Here is a 23,665-nt window from a genome sequence, read left to right on the forward strand (position 1 = left end):
CCAAGCCAATACTTGGATAATACCCTTTTCTTTACTCTTTCGTCCAGCAGGTCTGCGTATGAGCAACAAAACAGTCACCGAATCCAATAAAAACGGCACCAAATCCAATGAAACCAGTACCGAATCTCAAGGAAAATGGGCTGATTTACTCAGCGGCACCAATGCGTTATTGACGATAGCCCTCACAGGTGGCGTCGCACTTCATGCTATCAATATTTATATTGTCACCACGATTTTACCGAGTGTCGTCAATGATATTGGCGGTCTTGAATATTATGCGTGGAACACCACGCTGTTTGTGGCAACCTCCATTATTGGTTCTGCATTATCCAGTAAAGTACTGGACAGCCTAGGACCTAAACTTGCCTATCTTAGCGCTCTGTTACTGTTTTCCTTGGGCGCCATTTGGTGTGCATCCTCACCGTCCATGCTCACCTTATTGGGTGGGCGCGCCTTGCAAGGGCTTGGCGGCGGAATGTTATTCGCGCTTAGCTATGCGCTGATCCGTATTGTCTTCACGCCAAACTTGTGGTCTCGCGCCATGGGGGTGATATCCGGTATGTGGGGGATAGCTACGTTGTGTGGTCCTGCTATTGGCGGTATTTTTGCTCAAGGGGGTCATTGGCGCTGGGCTTTTTGGGCTTTATTGCCCGTGGCGGTTGTGCTGGCAGTAATTGTTATCAACCAATTGCCGGGGAAAAAATCTCAGCAATCGCAAACAACAAAAATTCCCATTTTTGCGATTTCACTGTTAGTTATTTCCGTACTTGCTATCTCAATTGGCAGTTTATCGGAAAGCTTGCTCAGCAATCTTATCGGATTATTTATTGGTATTGCCTTACTCATCACCATTGCGCTTATTGATGGTAAAAATGGAAAGCGTTTACTCCCCACAGGGGCTTACTCCCTAAAAACTCAGCTTGGGGTTATTTTCCTGACAATGGGTTTACTGGTGGGGGGAATGACCACCGAAATTTATGTGCCTTACTTCCTGCAAACCATTCACCAGTTTTCACCATTGATGGCAGGTTATTTAACTGCCGTGATGGCAGCGGGGTGGACGGTGGGTGCTTTACTCAGCGCTAATAAAACGGGTGCCATCGTTTTACGCATCCTTAAAGCGGGTCCCGTTATCATCCTGGTATCGCTGATAATTCTAGCGGTTCTAACCCCTAATCTGGATTTGGTTAACTCCATTCCATTATTTATTCTTTACCTACTCGCCATGATGGGAGTTGGATTAGGAATTGGCATCTGCTGGCCTCATTTAGTTCTGCGAGTATTTAATGCGGCACCTAAAGGGGAAGAAAACTTAGCATCCTCTTCAGTGATTACGATCCAATTGTATGCAACTGCCTTATCTGCGGCATTAGTGGGCGTGGTGGTCAATAATAGCGGATTGATTAATCCTGGTGGGTTAGTTGGTGCTCAACAAGCCTCTGTCTGGTTATTTACCCTGTTTGCTATTAGCCCATTCTTGGCTGCAGTTTTAATTCGCAAAGTTAAATAATCAGACCATAGAAGGATGCTCAATCACGAGCATCTTTCTATTTTGTTGATTATTTTTTAAATAAAAATAATGGGTTAGAAATTTCTCTCGAAAATTCCTTATTGGTTTTAAATTCCCGTAGAGATAGACACTCAGGCCCGTGAATCATTTTTTGTCTATTAAATGAAAAGTGCGCCTTTATTCGGCGCACTTTTTTCTTAATTTTTAGACAAGGTTATTTGAACAATATTGTTAGGCAGTACGCTTTTGACGAAAGAAAAAAGGTAGAACCAAAATACTCACCACCAGCACGATTACAGTAGCAATCATGACAGACATAAATGCGCTATCAAATGCTATACTCGCCTGACTCACTAAGAGACTTGCACTATCTTGCGATAACCCTTCAGCCACAATTAACGCTTCATCAAGGCTATCATAGACTTTGTCTGCTACCGTTAAACCTGCCGGTAATACCAGCTTCGCGGTATAAACTGCACTCATCAAGCCACCCATAAATGTTACACCGAGCACGCTACCTAGCTCGTAAGCCACTTCTTCAATGGATGCTGCCATTCCTGCTTTTTCATCTGGCGCATTTAACATGATGGTCGTTGATGCTGTGGTAAAAATGGCACCTAATCCGAATCCAACACAGAATAAGAATGACAGTAATACCAAGCCGGTTGAGGTTTTGAATACCCACGCAACCCCAATAACGCCCACTAGTGTGCAAATAAATCCTAAAATCATCATTAGCTTAGCGCCGACTTTATGCAGGTATATGCCCGCTAACGGAGACGCTAACACAGACGCAATCGGGATCGGAATAATGTATAACGCCGCCTCGAATGGGGTATAACCTAATACCAACTGCAAGCGCTGACTTAGCAAAAGCTCGACACCAACGATAATCACGATGGATAAAATCGCCATCATAATACCCGCAAAAAATCGAGGGTCGCCAAGTAATTTGAAATCAATCATGGGCGATTCTGATGCTAACTGTCGACGGCTAAAAATAACCAAGAAGGCAATGCCGATAGCCCCTGCAATAAGTAACGTGAACCAATCAATATTGGCTTTTCCAAGTTCTTTCAAGGCGTAAATTGAACCAATCAGCCCCACCAAGACAAACAAAGAGCCTAAATAATCAATCGGTTGCTGCGAATTTCTCGTACTTTTTGGTATTAAAGAAAGCGCAAATGGGATCACCAACAGCACGACAGGTACGTTGATTAAAAAGACGGAGCCCCACCAGAAATGATTAAGTAATACACCGCCGACTAATGGTCCAATTGCCGCACCACCCGATGCCACTGCAGACCAAATACCAATCGCCAGTGCCCGCTCTTTCGGATCTAAAAATACTTGGCGAACAATGGCTAATGTCGCTGGCATACTAATCGCAGCACCCACCGCTAAGAAACCTCGAGATAAAATTAAGCTCAATGCACTCGGCGAAAATGCCGCGCACAGAGAAGCCAAGGCGAATAAAGGCAGCCCAAGCATAAACATCCGCTTATGACCTACTTTATCACTTAACATACCCGCAGCAGGCAATAGCCCCGCAACCACTAGCGGGTAAGCATTCATGATCCATAATTTTTCAGACGCTGTTGCACCTAGATCATGGGTGAGCTTAGGCAGTGCGGTATATAGCACGGTGACATCAATGACGATGAGAAATAAAACACTCGATACTAAGAGTAGAATAATCCAACGTTTATAATCTGCTATCATAAAATCTTCTCAACTTGTTTAATTGATCACCTTGATGGATGATCGTGCTATAATATAATTCCATACGTACGTATTGAAAAGAGGTTTTTTTAAATGGGACGTCAACGAACAATCGATCGCGAAAAAGTGCTAGAAGCCGCAGAAGAGATTGTCATTAATCAAGGTGCTACCGCACTGACGATTGATGCAGTCGCCAAATCAATGGGGATTTCTAAAGGGGGAGTCCAATACTGCTTTGGTAACAAAGAAGCCTTAATTGATGCCATATTTGAACGCTGGAGCCACTCTTACGATGAAATTTTCAGTAAAGCAATAGCCCAAGATAACAGCCCTGAAGGTCGAGTGATTGCCCACATAAAAGCCACAGCGGATCACGATAAAACCAGTATCGCCAAAGGTGCCGCATTAATGGCTTCTCTGCTTCAAACACCTGAGTATTTAGAAAGCACCCGTAAATGGTATCGAGAACGCATTGCGCGTTTAGATTTATCAACCGAAAGTGGCAAACGCGCTAGATTGTTATTTTTAGCCACTGAAGGCACTTTTATTTTGCGCCATTTTGGTTTGATGGATATTGATGATGCAGAATGGCAATCAATATTCAGCGATATCGAAAACACGTTTAAAGTTTAGGTGAAAATCCATTTTTGATATATCTAACACTCTCTTTTTTATATTTTTATCTAAAAAGGAGAGTATTCAATGAAGAAAATAAGTCATGAGTATACAGGTAAAATACTGCAACCACATATTGAACAAAACCAATCCGCTTTGGCGAAACCTAAAAATAAAAAAAACGGGTTTATAGAGAGAGTAAACAGGTTGTTTAATACCTGCTTGTTTAACACATTGTTAAAACGCCCCAAGAAAACAAAAAATACAGAAATCATCCCTTCCCATCAAAGTTTCGTAAAGCTGACAATACCAGAGAATCCTTCTCCACAAAAAATAGAAAAAAATACGAATTTAGCGCCTAATGATATACATATTGAGCCTATAATCGCAAAAATAGTACCAAGCGAAATAGACCAGTTCACAGAAAAGTTGCATCGCCTCAATATCATCTTTAAAAATGATGCGTTCGGCGCTGATCATCGACCTATCTTTTTAGTCAAAAATCACTCGACATGTCGCGCGCGCTCCCTCAGCAAACACAATGAACTTGGTGAGAAGGAATATGACACGCTCACCCTCAACATGCGTCATTATCTTGGTAAAGGGGAATATGGAACCGCCTATCGCGTGGGTAACTTTGCGATTAAAATTCCTCATCGCGATTTAAACTTTAAATACAATAAATATGCGAAATATGATCGCTGCGCCAGAGTATTAAATGAGGTAAATCAAGATATTAACTTTGCACGATCTACTACGCTCGCAAATGGCAATGCCATTTTAGTCACTAAGTTTATTGATGGGAGATCGATAACAGGTAAGGAGGCTTCTGGTTTTGTTGAATCCCGGGGACGCACTCTTTTTGATCATGGCTCCGAAGGCAACGTAAGAAAAGATAGGCAGAATAACCTATTTTTAATTGATGCTGATTTTGCTGCGCAACCTAACCAGCTAAATCGCACCCTGTCTATAGGTACCATTAAAATCTATAAGCGTTATGAAAATAACGATATCCATTAGCTTAGAATTAAAAAAACCAACAACGTAATACACGCTGTTGGTTTTTGATTAATCGCGACCGTTATTGCTTATCATACACACTCGGTACAAACACATTTCGTCCGATCATTTTCTCGATTTGCTTATTTAAAATGGTTTCTCGGTAGTGTTTATGATTGCCTTGAGGCTCATGTAAGTAGGTATTTTTCGGGTAAATTGGCGTTTCATAAATGAGTTGAGCACATTCAGTCCGAATATCTTTCAGCCAATTACTGACCGAAGCATTGGCGCGGTGATGGCGCATCGCTTCGATATCAATCACCCCATAAACATAGGTAGAACCATTAGTATCCTCTTGTTTACCCACGATTTTACCCTTGTAGTCCACAATCAGTGAACGACCGCCACCACAGTCAATTGGCGCTTGTGTGGTTGGGAACATATACATTGAGCCAATATTCGGCGCCACAACATAGAAATTATTTTCCAACGCACGGGCGCGGTTAGAAATTTCAAACAGGTCATTTTCAGTAAATGGCGTTGGTAATGAAGCGCGGTACACCACTTCTGCCCCATTTAATGCCAGACCACGACCGTTTTCAGGGAAGTTTCCTTCCATGGCCATCATTACCCCTAATCGACCAATTTCAGTATCAACCACCGGCCAGAAAGATTGTAATGAACGCCCATATTTTTTTATCCACTCATCGTACAGATCATGAGGCGATGCCGAACGTTCACACGGCAACAAAGAGGACATTTTATGGTGTTTCAGGATAATGTTGCCTTTGGGATCAATAACAAACCCAACGTTAAACATAATTCCTGGCCAATCAGGATCACGAGTTTTCGCTTGCGCCATGATGTACACATTTTGAGATTTCGCTAATTCACCCAGTCTATCAGTCTCAGGGCCTGGAATATCAATAGCGCCATCTTTTAAGAATTCAGCAATCGGTAAATCCAATGCTTCATCGTTGAAACCTTGTAAAGCACCTTCAGGGAGAACAAGTAAACGAACAGGGAGATCCAATGAAGATAGCCACAGCGCACCGTGAGATAGCTCCTCAAGATGGTCGATATTTTTCATAATATCGCTACGCGTTTTTATTCCCCACGTTGTTGGCACTAAACCCACTACACCATATGGCTTTATCATAATAATTCTCCGATTTTATTTTCGATTTACCTGCATTTGGCATTGTTCAAAAATCAAACTCATCGAATATTATTCATATGTTAAATTTATGTCAAATAAATATTAAATTATACTTTTTGGATATTCACACTTAATCCATTCAATACTTCACGCTAATATTTAAAATAAAAAATCAGGCTATAAACATATTAACAATCTAGTGATTATCTTATTAGTTATAAATATAACCTCGCGTTACTTTATTTTAAAATACATAAATATCAATTAGATGAAAAATTATTGCTATTTTTAATTTCCTCATAAAATTAATATAGGAAAACATTTTCATTCTTAAAAACAGAAACAAAAACTGCGAGTAAACTTAAGTTTTATTAATATTTAATCCAAAAACAAAAACTGCAATAAATATCCTATTTCTGCATTTATTGTACATTTAATTAACATTTCTATTGTGATTTAACTTAAAAAAGTAAAGTGTAATGTCGGCTTTTCAGATTTAAAAAATATACGTACTTGCCATTAAAAAAATATCGGTCGAATAACGATTAGAGAGTGATTTATGACAATACAAACATCTGAAATTACATCTGTCTCCTCAAAACGCACGACCTTTAAAGTCATGTTGGTTTGCTGGCTAAGCATTTTATTTGAAGGTTATGACGTGGGGGTGATGGGTGCAGTTTTACCCACACTCTCTGAATATAAAGAGTGGAATTTAACCCCTATTGAATTAGGCGCCTTGAGCAGTTACACCCTTGTGGGAATGTTCTTCGGTGCTTTTATTATCGGAACGTTAAGCGAGTTATATGGTCGACGACGCATGCTACTAATCTGCGTTACGCTATTTTCGTCCACCATGTTAGCCACCGCTTTAGCGCCAACACCTTGGTTTTTTGGATTAATGCGTTTTATCGGCGGAATTGGACTTGGGGGCGTGATCCCCGTAGCCGCGGCTCTCACTATTGAATATTCACCAACTGAAAAACGGTCGTTTAACTATGCCATTATGTACTCAGGCTACTCTCTGGGTATCTTATGTGCTGCGCTAGTGGCGATTGCGATTCTTAGCCAATTTGGTTGGCGTGGTGTCATGATGATAGGGTCATTGCCTTTGTTATTAATTTGGCCAATGTCCCGCCTATTGCCTGAATCTATTGAATACCTGAATAACCGAGGGCAACACGAAAAAGCGAGAAAACTGGCGGAGAAACTTGAAGTTACCTATCACGAACCTGTGAAACAAGAAAAGCAGGCTTCCCGTAGCTTAAAAGAAGTTGTCGCGATTATCTTTTCCAAAGATTACCTGCGAGCAACCTGCTGTTTTTGGGTCGCTCTGTTCTGTGGTGGCTTCATCGTTTACGGCTTAAATACGTGGCTGCCATCCATTATGCGTAAAGAAGGTTATGATCTCGGCTCCAGCTTAACATTCTTAGTGGTGTTCAGTTTATCTTCTGCGCTAGGCGGGTTATTCCTCGGGAAAGTCGCCGATAAATGTGGCGCTCGCGGTACAGTTGCATTCTTCTTTATGCTAGGTGCAATGGGTATTGGATTGATGGTCTTCAAGCAAAATATCTATATGAATTATTTACTAGTGGGCCTCGCGGGGATTGGTTGTATTTCTGCGCCATTAATTTTGACGGGCTATGTCGCCCATTTCTATCCATCCAGTGTGCGGGCTTCTGCAACAGGTTGGACAATGAGTATTTCCCGTGTAGGTGCCATGTCTGGTCCCATGTTTGGCGCTTATATTGCCAGCCTTGGGGTCGCCAGCAGTTGGAACTTTGCCGCGTTCTCTGCGGTGACGGTAATAGGCGGTATTGCCGTAATGCTACTGCCAAGTAAACGCTTATAAACCCAAAAACAAAATCCCCTCGGTAATTTCGAGGGGATTTTTATCAATACCAATTACCAGAAACGAGCAATTTGTTCACGCAGAGCTTCTGCGGTGGCTTTTCCTTTTTCACCGACCAATGCGCGCCCAGCAATAAAGGCTTTGGCTTTGATACCTTCAAAAAGATGAATATCTTCCGGCACAATCCCGCCAGTTATCGACAGTTCGAGACCTAAATCAGAAAGTTGGCGCATTTTGGTGAGATCTTCAGGTCCCCAGCCCACGCCAGCGAGCTCAGCATCACGAGAACGATGGTAAATCGCCTGTTTGATCCCTAAATCTACCCAGCGCTGAGCATCGTCTAATGTCCAGTTACCATACAGCTCAATTTGGATTTCACGTCCAAATTCATCCGCCACTTTTTTACATGCCGTGATAGTGGCAATATGTGCCGCTGCTGAAACCGTGATCCAATCCGCACCTGCTTCGAACGCCATTTTCGATAAAATCGCACCGCCATCCGTGGTTTTCATATCGCAAACAATAATGTGTGATGGATGATTTTTACGTAGCGTTGAAACTGCATTCATACCTTCCGCAAAAGCCAAAATAGTACCAATTTCAATCACATCAACAAAAGACTCCACATTATCAGCAACCGCCAGCGCATCTTTCAGATTGGTTTGGTCTAATGCAATTTGAATTAAAGGTTTAGTCATTTGATTATCCTAGTGTTTTAGATTAAATCGGGTATCTGGTGAATAACTGCTTAAGCCAATGCGGCATCAATCACCTGATAGACCTCGTCTGCGCTGGTGCAGCGGCGAATTTTATCGAGATCAATCCCCGTTTCGCTCTCTTCATCATCCAGTACTTGAGTCACTTCCATTAAGCCTTCCATATGTTCATCAGAAGAACTTCCCGCGAGGGTAATAAGGACATCCACTGGCTCACTTTCCCCATCAAATACGATCGGTTCTTTTAATGTCACCAAGGCAAATGCGGTTTTTAAAACGCCATTTTCTGGGCGGGCATGAGGTAAGGCTAAATGAGGTGCAATACAGATATAAGGGCCTAACTCTTTGACGCTGCTAATAATGGCGTCATGGTAATCCGGCAAAATCGCCCCAGATGCGATGAGCATATCGGTGCCAATCTTAATCGCGTCCTGCCAATTATCCGCTGAGGCATGTAATTTAATGGAGTTGTTATCCATTAGAGATTGTTTGAAACCCATGACATTGCTCTCCTATCGTCATGGGCATACATCACTGAATCCCCATGACAAATTTAGTTATTGGATTTATTTCGACTCACTAAAGTTATTATGAATAATCGCCAGTAATTCATCGCCGAATGAGTTCGGATTTAACATATTCTGCACACCCAGTACGAATTTACCTTCCCCCGCATCCATTTCAGAAGAGAGATGCTTGGAAGAGACAATAATGTCTGTATTCGCCAGTTTGGATTTGTAATCAGAAACAGCGCAGGAATCCATCACATGAGGGATGCCTTTGCCTTCAAGGTACTTGGCAATTTTCATTTTCATCATCATTGATGAACCTTGCCCATTACCACACACCGCAAGAATACTGACGGGTCTAGCGCCTGTTGAAATAGGCAGTTCTGTTGGTTCAATCGGTGCATTTTCAACACTCAGCTCTACTTGTGGCTCAGCTTCCGCAGCGGCTTGCGCATCTTCTTCCGCACGTAATCTTTTCGACGCAAAGTACATGTAAACAAACGACAGCCCAATCAAAACAAAGAAGAAATATTTGGAGAAGGAAAGCCCCTGCATCACTTGTGGGAAAACTAACGCCCAGTCAGCCATCCCCATCCAGCCACTAAAATCCGTTCCTTGCTGGCTAAATAATGAAATCGCCCATGCAGACCCAAACACCTCAATGATCCCCATCACGAAACAGATTTTCATGACTGCTTTCCAGCCACCGAAATGGTTGGCAAATACCCCAATTGTCGCGTTGGAGAAGAACATCGGGATAAAGCCAGGAATAATCATGATCGGGGAGCTTAATCCCAACATAATCAACACCGCAGTAAACTGCCCCAACGCTCCCCACATAAAGCCGAATACCATGGCATTAGGAGAGAAGGCGTAAATTGCCGCACAGTCAATGGCGAGTACCGCATTAGGAATAACGCGCTCGGAAATCCCTTTAAACGCTTCAGAAAGCTCGGCAACAAACATCCGCACACCGGTAACAATAATCTGGATGGCGACGGCGAATTTCAAACCGGTTTCGAGAATATAGATGGTCCAATGGGTTTTCCCTGCCATTTCTTGCAAGTTAGTTAACCCAAAGGAAAGAAGAATGATGCCGAAGAAAACAGTCATCACAATCGCGGTGGCCGCGATGCTATCATGGAAAATATGCAACCATTTCGGTAGTTTAAGATTATCAACGCTATCGTTTTTATCACCGAGTTTATGGGCAATTTTAGTGGCGACCCATGATGCGACTTGCTGCTGGTGACCGATTGAAAACCCTGCCCCACCCGTGACTGATTCCGTTGGCTTGAACATAATATTGGATGAAATTCCCCAATACAGCGCCATGAGAACGGCTGAGTAAATAATGGTTTCCCACATGCTGGTGCCCAGCACAAAATAGAATACCGCGATCAACCCTGCTTGCTGGAACATGATATGTCCCGTCAGCATAATGGTTCGGATCCCCGTGATACGGCGGAAAAGCACCAAAAGAATATTAATCGCCAGTGCAATTAGAACCGTATATCCAACCCATGAATAGTTATCCCCCATGGTTTCCATGGTGGCCATCATTGAGGTATAAGGGTCGATAACTGAACCGGTAAGATGATGATATTCTGACATTTTTGCAATGACAGGTTTGAAGCTGGAGACTAATGTATCGGCTCCAACTTGCACTAACATAAAGCCGACAATCGTTTTTATGGTTCCCTTCAGGATGGTTGTGCCATCTCTCTTTAGAAGCCAGTAGCCAATCAATGTCACTAATCCCAGTAATAACGGGGCTTTGGTCATCACTTGGCTGTAAAAAATATAGAATGAGTCATACAGAAAATCCATATTTTTACCCCTAAATCAAATTTAGTGTGAATTATTATCTTATTTAAAATTACATTACCCTGATCACAGACAAGCATTCTCACGCTATAATCAAACAGTTCATCAATTCAATCACTCAAATACATTTTGTAATCATAAGTAATCACCATTTGCTCATTAATGATTATTTGAAGTGACACTTTTTGACCAGTAAAAAACCCTACATTTGTTGAGTCGATCACAACAAATATAGTAAAAATCAATATTTACATATAGTTAAAGAATTAAATTGGCATGGGTAATTTTTGAATTTAGTGAGTTGACAATTTTCATTATAATCATATAGAATCAAATCCAATCATTTTGAGTCAAAAGTTATCATGGAATCGTGATTATAATAATCATCACTAAAGACGAAAAATGATTATACAGAAATAAGGCGCTACACATGAATGAGACACAAAGACATCATGAAATATTGTCTTTATTGAAAGAAAATCAAATCATTAACGTATCTTTTATCACAAAACATTTTGATATCTCACCGGCAACTGCTCGCCGAGATATCGCCAAGCTGGATGAGCAAGGCAAACTCAAAAAAATACGTAATGGTGCAGAGCGCATTGAAGAAAAAAGACTCAGATGGTCACCGCTGAATATCAACAGCACCGACCATTATGAAGAAAAGTCACAAATCGCCATGAAAGCGGCAGAACTTTGCCAACCGGGAGATAGCGCTGTTATCAACTGTGGATCCACCGCATTTTTGCTAGGACAGCAACTGTGTGGAAAAGGGGTTCAGATAGTAACGAACTATTTCCCTCTCGCCAGCTACTTGATTGAAGAAGAGCATGAAGATGTGGTTCTGATTGGCGGGCAATATAACCGAACACAAGGTATTTTCCTCAATCCTGCATTAAGCACATTGATGGGATATGCCGGTAACTGGATGTTCACTTCAGGGAAAGGTTTAACCGAAACAGGGTTGTACAAAACAGATATGCTGACTGCGGTCGCGGAGCAACAGATGCTCGATCGTATTGATAAATTGGTTGTCGTTGTGGATAGCTCAAAAGTCGGAAGTCGAACGGGCATGTTATTTTGCCCTACCGAAAAAATTGACTATCTCATCACCGGTAAGAATGCCGACCCGAAAATTATCAAAGCCATCGAAGCCCAAGGCACGCAAGTCATCCTTGTATAATTAGATTAACTATCTAATTCAACGAATTAACAAATTTATTCTGTATTTCGCCTTATTTTCATTAATAAGGCGCTAATCCCTTACATTTGAAATTCTGGATAGGAAAGGTGTTGCTATGAGTAAAGTAAATGAAATTACCCGTGAATCTTGGATTTTAAGCACATTCCCTGAATGGGGAACCTGGCTCAATGAAGAGATCGAAAAAACCGTCGTAGAACCTAACACATTTTCTATGTGGTGGCTGGGCTGTACAGGTATTTGGTTGAAAAGCGAAGGTAACACTAACATATCCATCGATTTTTGGTGTGGCACTGGCAAGAAAACCCAGAAAAACCCACTGATGAATCAACAGCATCAAATGATGCGTATGGGGGGTGTTGAAGCTCTGCAACCTAACTTACGCACCGCGATTTTTCCCCTCGACCCATTTGCGATTAAAGATGTCAATGCCATTTTAGCGTCTCATGACCATGCGGATCATATTGACGTCAACGTTGCGGCGGCCGTACTACAAAATTGCGGAGACCACGTTAAATTTATTGGTCCACAAGCCTGCGTCAACCTATGGACAGGTTGGGGTGTACCAGAAGATCGCTGCATTGTGGCCAAAGTGGGCGATGTGATTGAAGTTGGCGATATGAAAATCCGTGTTTTAGATTCATTCGACCGTACCGCGCTAGTGACCTTACCAAAAGGCGTTTCTTCCTATGACAAAGCCATTTTAGACGGTATGGATGAACGTGCGGTGAACTATTTAATTGAAACCACAGGCGGCTCTTTGTATCACTCTGGGGATTCTCACTATTCCAACTACTATGCGGCACACGGTAATCGCTACAATATCGATGTTGCCCTGCTTTCTTACGGCGAAAACCCGCGCGGTGTCACCGACAAAATGACCTCTTCCGATATTTTACGTGCCGCAGAATCATTAGATTGCACGACAGTTATTCCATTCCACCACGATATTTGGGCTAACTTCCAAAATGACCCTCGTGAAATTGAAGTGTTATGGAATATGAAAAAAGAACGTCTGCAATATAAATTTGCCCCATTCTTCTGGCAAGTTGGCGGGAAATATACCTACCCAACTGATAAAGGACGCATGCATTATCAGCATTTCAGAGGCTTCCAAGACATCTTTAAAAACGAACCTGAATTGCCGTATAAAGCCTTCTTATAAGATTGTTATCGATTAAAAAAACAAAATCCGGTAAGGCATATACCCTACCGGATTTTTATTATCTTTATAAAATAGCTAACTTTATGTTAATCACCAAAATCGTGATTAAGGGATCACGCCCAGCAATTTAAACCAGAAATAATCCAGAGGCACCAAGAGGAAAAAGGTCAAAATAAACAAAATCAGACACAGCCTTACGCCATCCATTAACGGCACTTTGCCCATTCCCATCGCGACAACAATCGGAGACGCTTGATAAGGCAATAAAGGTGTTGAGTAACCGATGACTTGTACCATGAGAACCGCAATTAGTGGTAAGCCCGTGGCATTAGAGAGAGATTCTGCTAACGGGGTATACAGTGCTGGAACGCCGTTTGCCGTCACCACAAAGTTTAAGCCGCTAGTCAGTCCCACTAAGCTACCAAAATCCATAAACGGGCTATTTGGATCCAGTGGCAGCATCTTTTGTAAGTAAGTACCAACCACCATTCCAACGTTGGAATAACTCACCAATGTTGCTAGGCTCAAAATCCCTGCCACATAGATACAAGTACGGATATTCACCGCTTTAACAAACTCGTCATTGGTGACAAAACCGACTTTAGGCAGCAAGCAGAAACATGCCGCGACTAATCCCACCCATGCTGGTGAAATACCGTGTGTGGTATCCGTGATCCAGAAAAGCAATGTGACTGCCAGCACAACACCGAGCTTTTTCTCATCGCGGCTCATTGGCGGCAAGGTTTTTTGTTCAGCCACCGGCTGCAATTTGGCAGGAAATAGAAAATAGATACACAGGACCACCATTGCGCCTTTTATCAGCCCTAAGATTGGCATATGCAGGAACAGGTAATTCAAGTAGGAAAGTTTAAGGTGGTAAGTGGTTTCTATCGCCCCCGCCATGACGAGGTTGGGAACGTTCGCAGGCAGCACAGTTGCAGAAAGTTGGAAGGTACCAAAACCCACCGCCAGCGCTAACCCGATACGCCCTCGGCTGCCACTTTCTAGCCCGACTTTATCTGCTATTGCCATCACAATCGGCATCAGTAATGCAATTCGCCCCATATTCGACGGCATAATAAACGCCAATCCATAGGCGAGGATCACCACGCCAATGATCAATGAGAGCCAGGATTTTGTGAAACGCCCCGAGATATGCTGCGCAATCCGTTCCGCTAGCCCCACTTTATTGATGGCAAACCCAAGAATGAATCCGCTTAAAACGAGCCAAAATGCTTCCGAGGTGAACCCCGAGAAAATCACATTGGTTGGCGCTAGATGTAAGCATGCCGCTGCTGCTAAAAACAGTAATGCTACTAAATATTCCGGTAGTTTTCCTGTCGCCCAAAACCCTATTGTGATTGCGATGACAACCGCACTTAACCATTCTATCTCTGCCATCCACGTCGCCTTCTGCTGATTTTTATTGTTGTTTATTATTGCTCAATACTGCATCAAGAAAATTAAGTATACGTGAAATTGATAGCGAATAGATGCATGCAAAAGCAACTAATTAGCATCGGATTGTTATAGTTCAGTAGGGAAATTTTAATGGAGTGTAAGAATAGAGAAGCAATAAAAAGCCGGTGTTCTTTTACAGAACACCGGCTGGTGTGGGCGGACAAAATAGTTGGGAACTGGGAGGGGTGGAAATGGAGTTTTTAAGGATTATTTAGGGAAGAGTGACAAAATAGATGGGAACTGGGTGTAGCGTCGTAAGCTAATACGAAAATTAAAAATGACAAAATAGTTTGGAACTAGATTTCACTTATCTGGTTAACTAATCTAGCTAACCTGCCGCTCAGCTTAGTACGATCCTATATCCAACTGATCATAATCCTTTCATCAGTATCCCAAATTAAATCCCCCTCCTAGACTGCCTCACCAACACTTTACAGTGATCCCGTATTTCCGGACAGGTGATTGATTTTTTTCGCTTGTACAGGTGTTAAGCCACAGTTATCTTGATGTGGACATTATGCATTGTAATAGCCCATTAACATGCGCTAAGAGCATAAATTAATATACAGTAACAAGCATTACGAGGTGCTAATGTTTGGAAAGCAGCCTCTTCCAACTACAATAATAAGTTAACTATCCTCCACCCACAAATAATTACAAATGACCCCTTTCCGCTATAACTCCGATCTCACCAGCGGCTCGCTACAAACCCGAGAGTGTCGCATTATTACTGGCTTGTTACTCCAAGAGCTTGATGAAGCTGCCTGGGATAAAGCCATGTATAAGGAAAATGTGCTTCAGAAACGCACGCAATCTACGGTAAGACGTATTTCTTCAGCGCTTAGAAAACGCCTAGAACACCTAAGCTCTGACTTTTGGGCTTTTGCGTTTTTATGTTAGGCATTGTCTGGCAACTGGAGGAAGTGTAATGACCATGAATGGTCACTGTGATTGACAGTATCTTGCTTAAACTTATCTGAACAATGGTAGAACTGGCTCATATTTATCCCCTCTATGATTGTTTATCTTTTTCACCATAAAAAGTATCAGGGGCTACTCAGGGCTACATAAAGATATTTATCTACTTTTACTGATTGATAAGTAGCATCAGTCCATCCGCAGGACTGGTGGTGCCGGCAAAATGCTGACCCAACACATGCGTATAGATTTGCGTGGTCTTAACATCGTTATGCCCTAAGAGTTCTTGCACAGTGCGAATATCACGCCCCGCTTGTAATAGATGCGTAGCAAACGAGTGACGAAATGTATGACAAGTGACACGCTTGCTAACGATGCCTGCTTTTTGTACGGCTGCCTTCAATGCCTTTCGCGCAACGGAGTCATGCAGATGATGGCGGCATAATTTGCCGTTATACGGGTGGTTGCAGAGCGTGCTGGAGGGAAAGACAAACATCCACGCCGCTTGTCGATAAGCAGAAGGGTATTTGTGATCTAAAGCAAAAGGCAGCGATGGCCCTACGCCTTGTAAGTTGTCGTCTTGCTGAATAAGCCGCGCTTGCTCAATGAGTTATTTTATTGCTGGGATTAGGCGCGTGGGCAGTAGGCTGTTTCTGCTTTTCCCACCCTTACCGTCATGCACAGTGATGCAGCCATTATCAAAATCAAAATCTTTAACCCGCAAACGCAAGCATTCATTAATGCGCAAACCTGCACCATACAGCAGCGTAAAAATAACTTGGTTGCGAGTATCCATAACCTGCAAAATGCGTTGCACTTCATTTGCAGAGATAACAGAGGGTAGCCGTCTAGGCTTGCTTGCAGGGATATAATCAATATCGCCCAACGGCTGTTGTAAAAACCTGTTGTACAAAAAAGCTAGGGCATTTAAAGCGATTTTCTGCGTGTTTATGGCTACATGTCTGCTGTTTGCTAAGCTGGATAAAAACAGCCTGACCTCTTCACTGCCCATGGTCTGAGGATGACGTTTTTTGTGAAACAGAATAAAACGCTTAATCCAGTGCAGGTAAGTTTTTTCAGTTTTCAGCGCATAACCTTTTTGTCGCATATCCGTGCGTATAGAATTTAAAAATGGACTGTTAGACATAAAACGCTCCTTGTCTTGCAACTGTCTGCCTATACAGCCTATTCTAGCTGGGATTTAAAAAAGTGCCTGTTTTTTACGCCTAGAGATGCTTGTTTACCGGTAGAGTTTTAATTTAATGCTAAATAAATTAAAATGTTATGAGTTCTTTGGGTGAGATAATGTGCATCGTGCAAGCAGGATAGACGGCATGCACGATTTGTAATAACAGAGTGTCTTGTATTTTTAAAGAAAGTCTATTTAATACAAGTGATTATATTAATTAACGGTAAGCATCAGCGGGTGACAAAACGAGCATGCTTACTAATAAAATGTTAGGCGTCATATGAAGATTTCGGTGATCCCTGAGCAGGTGGCGGAAACATTGGATGCTGAGAACCATTTCATTGTTCGTGAAGTGTTCGATGTGCACCTATCCGACCAAGGCTTTGAACTATCTACCAGAAGTGTGAGCCCCTACCGGAAGGATTACATCTCGGATGATGACTCTGATGAAGACTCTGCTTGCTATGGCGCATTCATCGACCAAGAGCTTGTCGGGAAGATTGAACTCAACTCAACATGGAACGATCTAGCCTCTATCGAACACATTGTTGTGTCGCACACGCACCGAGGCAAAGGAGTCGCGCACAGTCTCATCGAATTTGCGAAAAAGTGGGCACTAAGCAGACAGCTCCTTGGCATACGATTAGAGACACAAACGAACAATGTACCTGCCTGCAATTTGTACGCAAAATGTGGCTTTACTCTCGGCGGCATTGACCTGTTCACGTATAAAACTAGACCTCAAGTCTCGAACGAAACAGCGATGTACTGGTACTGGTTCTCGGGAGCACAGGATGACGCCTAACAATTCATTCAAGCCGACACCGCTTCGCGGCGCGGCTTAATTCAGGAGTTAAACATCATGAGGGAAGCGGTGATCGCCGAAGTATCGACTCAACTATCAGAGGTAGTTGGCGTCATCGAGCGCCATCTCGAACCGACGTTGCTGGCCGTACATTTGTACGGCTCCGCAGTGGATGGCGGCCTGAAGCCACACAGTGATATTGATTTGCTGGTTACGGTGACCGTAAGGCTTGATGAAACAACGCGGCGAGCTTTGATCAACGACCTTTTGGAAACTTCGGCTTCCCCTGGAGAGAGCGAGATTCTCCGCGCTGTAGAAGTCACCATTGTTGTGCACGACGACATCATTCCGTGGCGTTATCCAGCTAAGCGCGAACTGCAATTTGGAGAATGGCAGCGCAATGACATTCTTGCAGGTATCTTCGAGCCAGCCACGATCGACATTGATCTGGCTATCTTGCTGACAAAAGCAAGAGAACATAGCGTTGCCTTGGTAGGTCCAGCGGCGGAGGAACTCTTTGATCCGGTTCCTGAACAGGATCTATTTGAGGCGCTAAATGAAACCTTAACGCTATGGAACTCGCCGCCCGACTGGGCTGGCGATGAGCGAAATGTAGTGCTTACGTTGTCCCGCATTTGGTACAGCGCAGTAACCGGCAAAATCGCGCCGAAGGATGTCGCTGCCGACTGGGCAATGGAGCGCCTGCCGGCCCAGTATCAGCCCGTCATACTTGAAGCTAGGCAGGCTTATCTTGGACAAGAAGATCGCTTGGCCTCGCGCGCAGATCAGTTGGAAGAATTTGTTCACTACGTGAAAGGCGAGATCACCAAGGTAGTCGGCAAATAATGTCTAACAATTCGTTCAAGCCGACGCCGCTTCGCGGCGCGGCTTAACTCAAGCGTTAGAGAGCTGGGGAAGACTATGCGCGATCTGTTGAAGGTGGTTCTAAGCCTCGTACTTGCGATGGCATCGGGGCAGGCACTTGCTGACCTGCCAATTGTTTTAGTGGATGAAGCTCGTCTTCCCTATGACTACTCCCCATCCAACTACGACATTTCTCCAAGCAACTACGACAACTCCATAAGCAATTACGACAATAGTCCATCAAATTACGACAACTCTGAGAGCAACTACGATAATAGTTCATCCAATTACGACAATAGTCGCAACGGAAATCGTAGGCTTATATATAGCGCAAATGGGTCTCGCACTTTCGCCGGCTACTACGTCATTGCCAACAATGGGACAACGAACTTCTTTTCCACATCTGGCAAAAGGATGTTCTACACCCCAAAAGGGGGGCGCGGCGTCTATGGCGGCAAAGATGGGAGCTTCTGCGGGGCATTGGTCGTCATAAATGGCCAATTTTCGCTTGCCCTGACAGATAACGGCCTGAAGATCATGTATCTAAGCAACTAGCCTGCTCTCTAATAAAATGTTAGGCCTCAACATCTAGTCGCAAGCTGAGGGGAACCACTAGTGTCATACGAACCTCCAAGAGACGGTTACACAAACGGGTACATTGTTGATGTCATGTATGACAATCGCCCAAGTAAGTATCCAGCTGTGTTCAGAACGTACGTCCGAATTCCAGACTATGTCGAACTAGATAACGCGGAGGAGCTGGCCGACGCAATCATTCGAGAGGTTGAGTTAAAGGAGGCATGGCTCACAAGGGTCTTGGGGAACTCAGCCGATCCTGACGCTTCTGTGGGCAAGTGGGACCGGCGCCTAGCGCAGTGCGGTGGTATTGATGAGATGTCAAGTGGGGTGCAGGCAACATACTTCAGTCCAAACGGTCAGCTGGTCGGCTTAGTGGCATACATTGATGCCGAATGGATGGATGAATAGCTCTGACGTTACGATTCAGGTGAGACAACCAGATGGGCATTGCGTACAAGCTCAGTTGCCACCGATGTGGCTACGAGTCTGATCTTCTTTACCTAGGCCAAGGTATGGCGATGCTTCCTGAGCAAATAGTCGGAACGTGCACATGCTGCGACAATCTAACGACGATTTCTATAAATGAAAGCTACGGAGTATGCTCACTTTGTGGGGCTAAGGATCGTGTGATATTTACAAGCTATCAGCATGAGGCAAGGCCAAGAAATCCCTGCTATCTAGAGAGAAGTTTCAAATATCAATGCCCAAGATGCCATGCCTTCAGTATGGAGCCTCCGGATCTACCGGAGATGCTTTGGGACTAATGCTCCGCTTTGCCTCGGGTATCCGTTCGACCTATGTTTAAGAGGAAACGCACGTGTCTGCCGCCAAAGCTCTTGCCTATGCACTTTGTGACAAGTTGGAAAGCAAAAAAGTTGATGAAGTCGTACGAAATCTTGTTTCTAGCGGCTGGAATATTAGGGAAGTGGCCTGGGAAGCTTCGTCCTTTGATCATGAAATGCCCTACTTTGACACGGGGCGGGACTTCGATATTGGATTTCCTGACACGCTGTCATCCAAGATTGAGTTTTTGACCGCGAATGGATCAATCGTCCAAGCACGTGCTCGCCTGCACTTCAAGCAGGCTCTAATTTTTGCCAAGGCGTCCAAACATGTCGCCGCGCTCAAGAACTCATTGGATTACTACTATGGATCGTCTGTAATCCCCCCTCAAAACCACGGAGGCTATTTGTAGAAAATTCCATTAATATGAACTCAAGGTGTTCCCTACGGACGAATCAGCGATGAAGGTGGTGTACCTGGCTATCCAGGCGGCGACCAAGAAATGGACGATGCCGATCCGCAACTGGAAGCCGGCCATGAACCGTTTTATGATCGAATTTGGTGACCGTTTAAATGGCCACCTTTAACTGACCGGCAAAAGCACTTACACAAAAGGGTTTACAGGCTCTTTCAGTCATTCCTTTAATGCGTAAATTGCTCTCTAACCACTCTCTCAGCCCACCCTTCCATATCCTCTCTCGATACTTGCAGCTCCCCCAACCCCTTTGGATGATTCACCCCTCTATGCCCGTCTTGTCCATATAATTGATCAAACAAACTATTTGGCCAATTCAATGAGCTCTTCACCACTCCACGCCGTATCTTTTCAAAATCATTCCGCCATGTTTCGCTATCAACGCCACTCAACACTTTGGTAGAAAGCATTTTCACCCCATCCGATGCATCCACCTCTAGCAATACAAATTCACTGCCATTACGTTGCACCCCAACGGCTTTAATCACTCTTGGTGAGCCATCTTTACACAGATGTAATCGGCTACGCCCAACTTTTGGCAAAACCAAGGTTTCTTCAAAAAGCACCCGACATGCAAATTTAGTTTTTAGAATTGAAAGTAGCTCATCAAAAGCAGCAAATCGATTAGCAAAAATAGAGTTGTAATTGGTTGCATCCTGCTTCCCACCCACATCTGCCGCTGCTAGGACACCACCTAAGTGTGGCTCATCAGTACTAACCAAATTACTATTTTCACTTGTTGTTGCTTCTTCTTTTTCTAAAATAGTTTGGCTACTTTTTCTTGCCCTGCGAGATTTTTCAATTCGACTAGGTCTACTAAAACTTATCCATGTCGGCTCAGCCTCTATGACTCGTGTGTCTGTGTCTATATTGGCTGTTTCCTCATCGTCCAACTGTAGATGCTCATCATCAACAACTGACTCTGTTGAAACCGCTATGTGCTGCGTACTACCATCACCTGCCTCCTTTTCCTGAAAAGAGGCATGGCTAATAGCTGTTGTGCTAGGAAGCATAGCGTTGATTTCTAAACCTACTATTTCCTCAACTAAATAATCCTTATCCTCGTTAGAAGAACGTCCTTTTACATGTAATTTCCAACCCTGCATGGGCGGAGGGTCAAAGCTAAAGCACCAGCTTTCAACGCCGTTCTTAATTTCTCTATTTTGTTGATAGTGCCTAAAAATACTTTCATACGAATCCATAACATCTTGATCCGAAAACAACCAAACCAAAAGCTGCACTACGGCCGACTGCTCTAACGCCCCTTTAGGAAACGATGAACTGGGTAAGATCCTTATCTCTAAATGATCTCGCTCAACCTCATACTGAACGTCGAACTCTTGCTGTAAAGCGGTACTGCTCAAACAGCTTCGACAGAAATAGGAGTTAATTAAAAATAATGACCGAGCTAGCTCTAACTGTGGGATGTGATAACGAGTCTTGCTATATGGTGTTTCAGCTTCGTAAATAAATGAACTCTGCGCTCCATCCTTGTTGCGTACGGAAGCAAAGGACGAGAGATTAGGAAAATCGATTATTTTGGCTCGTTGAAGATCCGATGCTTCAAACTCAATCACACGATCCGCCTTATTTATTTGCTTTGTTGTACTGTTAACCACCTTAGCTCGACTTAATAAAGGCAAATGAGTAAATCGAGTCCATTTCCGTTCTTGCATTGGATTAAACCAAACAAAAATACGCCACTCCTTATGACCCGAGTTACGGAATAAATGACCAATATGTACAACCTGCACATTGTCATTAAATGTAGCTAGCCTAACCACTCACTCTTCCCCATAAACCATTTCCAAGAATCTTTGTGCTTCCTCAGTTATCCGCTCTTTAGATAACGTTGCACTTCTTAATAATCGCCAGCGCCTAAGCTCAACATCTTCCTGTTTAAGCTTAATAAAAGCTTGGCTAATCCGTCTAATTTGATAATCTTCCACACTCTCTGAGTAACGCTTTAAGCAAAGCGCTACCAAAGGCAGTTTCTGTAGATTTTTTGCAAGAGAGGTTCCGTTAGGAGTTTGCTTTAACAGCCAGCTCGATGTCGCTCTTGGGTGATCAAGGCTACTATCTAGACGCTTTATGATTCTTAATAGTTGTCGTACAGCAATTCGATCTCTTTGGTTCCAATCAACTCTAGGGGCGGGTGCCAGACGCTCTTGTTGATGCTGTTGATTCCAGTGAACTAGCCAATCCCTGTCATGTCGGTAAAGCCAAGCGTATAGCACCCCACCCTCTAAAGACTGTCTTGCCGCCTTAATTCCTTGGTATTTATGCACTAGTTGCTGCCAGTCTTTATGCTTAACAGATAAATCTTCAGAGTTAGGTTGCACAGACTGGCTAACAGGTCTTGTCGTTATAGAGTGCTCAGTAAGAGCACTTGCCTGCTGTAGCGCTTCTATAACCGTTAGTTTTGGCAATAAGGCTTGCCACACAATACTATGCTGTAAATAACTAAAGGCTTTTCTATGCTTACGGAATATACTTTTCAGCCAACACGTGTCCTTGTTCTCTGCCAACTTTAAATCCAGTTTCTCTAGTGCCTCATCACTAAAAGTCTGCCTCACTCTCTCCGCCACCAAGTCATGACGAATGTGCTTGCTTTTGGTTAGCCCTAGATCCTGCGCTAAGCGCTGATAAAACAGCGTCCACTGCTCAAGGCTTGGGGAAAGCTCTTGCGCTCGTGGAGCATCTAACAGAGGGGCTATATAAGCAGCTAGTGCTGTTAATTGAGATAGGGAGTCTTTGGGGTAGTCTGAAAGCAGCTCAGTATGACCCAAAGCCCAAAATTGATGTCGGTGATCATCTACAGCTCTATCAAAGAAGACTAAAGCACCGTGTTTTGGACAATATGGCAAAGCGGGCAAATACCAATCTCGTTGCCAAAAGGCTTCCCCATACCTATTTAGCTGAAGAGCAACGCAATCAGGGCAGTATCTAAAGCGGTTATCGCTCTTAACTCTAGAAGCAGCGACTCCTAGCATTAAATGCACCGCACCTTGCGCTTGGTACTCCATTAACCGAATAGCTTCGTCTCGGCGCTCCTTGCCTACAAACGGAGCATATAAAGGGAATAAGGTATGCTCATAAATAAGCTGCTGAACAGCGTAACGTCCTGTTTGATGTAGATGTCTTGCTATCACACCTAAATGCGAGGGCAGACCTAAGGTAGCGACCACCTTGCGGTTGCCATACACCTCATCCAACAGCTGCTTAGGACTAACAATCCCTTGATAAACGCCTGCCCGTGCAATAGTGCTATAAATCAGCTCATTCGAGTACGGAACAGGAAAGTTTCTCATGG

General features: G+C 43.5%; 19 protein-coding genes and 3 pseudogenes. 13 read left to right on the forward strand and 9 right to left on the reverse strand.

Annotated features, from left to right (window positions below):
- The first annotated feature begins 58 nt into the window (after positions 1-58).
- A complete protein-coding gene (locus tag ACIH2S_RS00080; RefSeq protein ID WP_349488156.1) occupies positions 59-1,510 on the forward strand; it encodes an MFS transporter in 1,452 nt (483 codons plus the stop codon).
- 231 nt (positions 1,511-1,741) lie between these two features.
- Here ACIH2S_RS00080 and ACIH2S_RS00085 read toward each other — a convergent pair whose 3' ends face one another.
- Positions 1,742-3,232, reverse strand: coding sequence for an MFS transporter (locus tag ACIH2S_RS00085; RefSeq protein WP_108479122.1), 1,491 nt, complete (start codon positions 3,230-3,232; stop codon positions 1,742-1,744).
- Between the two features lie 93 nt (positions 3,233-3,325).
- On the opposite strand from ACIH2S_RS00085, the gene ACIH2S_RS00090 reads away from it, so the two are divergent.
- A complete protein-coding gene (locus tag ACIH2S_RS00090) occupies positions 3,326-3,865 on the forward strand; it encodes a TetR/AcrR family transcriptional regulator (RefSeq protein ID WP_430247887.1) in 540 nt (179 codons plus the stop codon).
- Between the two features lie 69 nt (positions 3,866-3,934).
- The gene (locus ACIH2S_RS00095; protein ID WP_430247888.1) at positions 3,935-4,867 is read left to right on the forward strand and encodes a hypothetical protein; all 933 of its coding nucleotides are present in this window, start codon (positions 3,935-3,937) and stop codon (positions 4,865-4,867) included.
- 61 nt (positions 4,868-4,928) lie between these two features.
- On the opposite strand, the gene ACIH2S_RS00100 is transcribed toward ACIH2S_RS00095, so the two are convergent.
- Positions 4,929-6,005, reverse strand: a complete 1,077-nt coding sequence (locus tag ACIH2S_RS00100; protein ID WP_108479119.1) for a nitrilase-related carbon-nitrogen hydrolase — start codon at positions 6,003-6,005, stop codon at positions 4,929-4,931.
- A 559-nt stretch (positions 6,006-6,564) separates the two neighbouring features.
- On the opposite strand from ACIH2S_RS00100, the gene ACIH2S_RS00105 reads away from it, so the two are divergent.
- On the forward strand, positions 6,565-7,857 hold the full coding sequence (locus ACIH2S_RS00105; RefSeq protein ID WP_108479118.1) for an MFS transporter: 1,293 nt from the start codon (positions 6,565-6,567) through the stop codon (positions 7,855-7,857).
- A gap of 53 nt (positions 7,858-7,910) precedes the next feature.
- Here the strand turns inward: ACIH2S_RS00105 and ACIH2S_RS00110 are convergent, their stop codons facing one another.
- The 3 genes from ACIH2S_RS00110 to ACIH2S_RS00120 form a co-directional block, all read right to left on the reverse strand.
- Positions 7,911-8,555: a 3-keto-L-gulonate-6-phosphate decarboxylase UlaD gene (locus ACIH2S_RS00110; RefSeq protein WP_154599602.1), complete on the reverse strand. Its 645-nt coding sequence runs from the start codon at positions 8,553-8,555 to the stop codon at positions 7,911-7,913.
- Positions 8,556-8,605: 50 nt separating this feature from the next.
- Entirely contained in the window at positions 8,606-9,073 is a 468-nt protein-coding gene (locus tag ACIH2S_RS00115; protein ID WP_036950629.1) for a PTS sugar transporter subunit IIA, read from the reverse strand.
- A gap of 66 nt (positions 9,074-9,139) precedes the next feature.
- Positions 9,140-10,912: a PTS ascorbate-specific subunit IIBC gene (locus ACIH2S_RS00120; RefSeq protein ID WP_430247889.1), complete on the reverse strand. Its 1,773-nt coding sequence runs from the start codon at positions 10,910-10,912 to the stop codon at positions 9,140-9,142.
- A 427-nt stretch (positions 10,913-11,339) separates the two neighbouring features.
- Here ACIH2S_RS00120 and ulaR point away from each other — a divergent pair, with 427 nt between their 5' ends.
- Positions 11,340-12,095 carry an HTH-type transcriptional regulator UlaR gene (gene ulaR, locus ACIH2S_RS00125; protein WP_154599604.1) on the forward strand — a complete coding sequence of 252 codons (756 nt, stop codon included), beginning with the start codon at positions 11,340-11,342 and terminating at the stop codon, positions 12,093-12,095.
- 115 nt (positions 12,096-12,210) lie between these two features.
- Positions 12,211-13,278 (forward strand): L-ascorbate 6-phosphate lactonase, encoded by a 1,068-nt coding sequence (gene ulaG, locus ACIH2S_RS00130; RefSeq protein WP_430247890.1) that lies wholly within the window; start codon positions 12,211-12,213, stop codon positions 13,276-13,278.
- 105 nt (positions 13,279-13,383) lie between these two features.
- On the opposite strand, the gene ACIH2S_RS00135 is transcribed toward ulaG, so the two are convergent.
- A complete protein-coding gene (locus tag ACIH2S_RS00135) occupies positions 13,384-14,679 on the reverse strand; it encodes an SLC13 family permease (protein WP_154634338.1) in 1,296 nt (431 codons plus the stop codon).
- A 720-nt stretch (positions 14,680-15,399) separates the two neighbouring features.
- On the opposite strand from ACIH2S_RS00135, the gene ACIH2S_RS00140 reads away from it, so the two are divergent.
- Entirely contained in the window at positions 15,400-15,639 is a 240-nt protein-coding gene (locus ACIH2S_RS00140; RefSeq protein WP_001353740.1) for a BrxA family protein, read from the forward strand.
- 187 nt (positions 15,640-15,826) lie between these two features.
- On the opposite strand, the pseudogene intI2 reads toward ACIH2S_RS00140, so the two are convergent.
- A pseudogene (intI2, locus tag ACIH2S_RS00145) lies at positions 15,827-16,804 on the reverse strand (class 2 integron integrase IntI2).
- 322 nt (positions 16,805-17,126) lie between these two features.
- On the opposite strand from intI2, the gene sat2 reads away from it, so the two are divergent.
- The 6 genes and pseudogenes from sat2 to ACIH2S_RS00175 form a co-directional block, all read left to right on the forward strand.
- A complete protein-coding gene (sat2, locus tag ACIH2S_RS00150; protein ID WP_000704156.1) occupies positions 17,127-17,651 on the forward strand; it encodes a streptothricin N-acetyltransferase Sat2 in 525 nt (174 codons plus the stop codon).
- 57 nt (positions 17,652-17,708) lie between these two features.
- Positions 17,709-18,544: pseudogene (aadA1, locus tag ACIH2S_RS00155) on the forward strand (ANT(3'')-Ia family aminoglycoside nucleotidyltransferase AadA1).
- A 28-nt stretch (positions 18,545-18,572) separates the two neighbouring features.
- Complete coding sequence (locus ACIH2S_RS00160; protein WP_001444089.1) at positions 18,573-19,070, forward strand: hypothetical protein; 498 nt, start codon at positions 18,573-18,575, stop codon at positions 19,068-19,070.
- 291 nt (positions 19,071-19,361) lie between these two features.
- Positions 19,362-19,502 (forward strand): hypothetical protein, encoded by a 141-nt coding sequence (locus ACIH2S_RS00165; protein WP_425326962.1) that lies wholly within the window; start codon positions 19,362-19,364, stop codon positions 19,500-19,502.
- A 409-nt stretch (positions 19,503-19,911) separates the two neighbouring features.
- On the forward strand, positions 19,912-20,289 hold the full coding sequence (locus tag ACIH2S_RS00170; protein ID WP_001271300.1) for a hypothetical protein: 378 nt from the start codon (positions 19,912-19,914) through the stop codon (positions 20,287-20,289).
- Between the two features lie 22 nt (positions 20,290-20,311).
- A pseudogene (locus tag ACIH2S_RS00175) lies at positions 20,312-20,464 on the forward strand (IS256 family transposase); the annotation flags it as partial.
- Between the two features lie 55 nt (positions 20,465-20,519).
- On the opposite strand, the gene ACIH2S_RS00180 reads toward ACIH2S_RS00175, so the two are convergent.
- On the reverse strand, positions 20,520-22,136 hold the full coding sequence (locus ACIH2S_RS00180) for a Tn7-like element transposition protein TnsE (protein ID WP_000251879.1): 1,617 nt from the start codon (positions 22,134-22,136) through the stop codon (positions 20,520-20,522).
- The gene (locus ACIH2S_RS00185; RefSeq protein ID WP_001243518.1) at positions 22,137-23,663 is read right to left on the reverse strand and encodes a TnsD family Tn7-like transposition protein; all 1,527 of its coding nucleotides are present in this window, start codon (positions 23,661-23,663) and stop codon (positions 22,137-22,139) included.
- Positions 23,664-23,665: the final 2 nt, after the last annotated feature.

Origin of the sequence: Providencia lanzhouensis, from assembly GCF_050469745.1 — a bacterium.
In the GTDB taxonomy this organism is placed as follows: domain Bacteria; phylum Pseudomonadota; class Gammaproteobacteria; order Enterobacterales; family Enterobacteriaceae; genus Providencia; species Providencia lanzhouensis.

Excerpts from the sequence above, each read along its gene's own strand:
- ACIH2S_RS00160 (WP_001444089.1), top strand. The coding sequence starts at position 18,573 with ATGCGCGATCTGTTGAAGGTGGTTCTAAGCCTCGTACTTGCGATGGCA.
- ACIH2S_RS00105 (WP_108479118.1), top strand. The coding sequence starts at position 6,565 with ATGACAATACAAACATCTGAAATTACATCTGTCTCCTCAAAACGCACG.
- ulaG (WP_430247890.1), top strand. The coding sequence starts at position 12,211 with ATGAGTAAAGTAAATGAAATTACCCGTGAATCTTGGATTTTAAGCACA.
- ACIH2S_RS00115 (WP_036950629.1), bottom strand. The coding sequence starts at position 9,073 with ATGGGTTTCAAACAATCTCTAATGGATAACAACTCCATTAAATTACAT.
- ACIH2S_RS00095 (WP_430247888.1), top strand. The coding sequence starts at position 3,935 with ATGAAGAAAATAAGTCATGAGTATACAGGTAAAATACTGCAACCACAT.
- ACIH2S_RS00140 (WP_001353740.1), top strand. The coding sequence starts at position 15,400 with ATGACCCCTTTCCGCTATAACTCCGATCTCACCAGCGGCTCGCTACAA.
- ACIH2S_RS00120 (WP_430247889.1), bottom strand. The coding sequence starts at position 10,912 with ATGGATTTTCTGTATGACTCATTCTATATTTTTTACAGCCAAGTGATG.
- sat2 (WP_000704156.1), top strand. The coding sequence starts at position 17,127 with ATGAAGATTTCGGTGATCCCTGAGCAGGTGGCGGAAACATTGGATGCT.
- ACIH2S_RS00135 (WP_154634338.1), bottom strand. The coding sequence starts at position 14,679 with ATGGCAGAGATAGAATGGTTAAGTGCGGTTGTCATCGCAATCACAATA.
- ACIH2S_RS00085 (WP_108479122.1), bottom strand. The coding sequence starts at position 3,232 with ATGATAGCAGATTATAAACGTTGGATTATTCTACTCTTAGTATCGAGT.
- ACIH2S_RS00090 (WP_430247887.1), top strand. The coding sequence starts at position 3,326 with ATGGGACGTCAACGAACAATCGATCGCGAAAAAGTGCTAGAAGCCGCA.
- ACIH2S_RS00100 (WP_108479119.1), bottom strand. The coding sequence starts at position 6,005 with ATGATAAAGCCATATGGTGTAGTGGGTTTAGTGCCAACAACGTGGGGA.
- ACIH2S_RS00110 (WP_154599602.1), bottom strand. The coding sequence starts at position 8,555 with ATGACTAAACCTTTAATTCAAATTGCATTAGACCAAACCAATCTGAAA.
- ACIH2S_RS00080 (WP_349488156.1), top strand. The coding sequence starts at position 59 with ATGAGCAACAAAACAGTCACCGAATCCAATAAAAACGGCACCAAATCC.
- ACIH2S_RS00185 (WP_001243518.1), bottom strand. The coding sequence starts at position 23,663 with ATGAGAAACTTTCCTGTTCCGTACTCGAATGAGCTGATTTATAGCACT.
- ulaR (WP_154599604.1), top strand. The coding sequence starts at position 11,340 with ATGAATGAGACACAAAGACATCATGAAATATTGTCTTTATTGAAAGAA.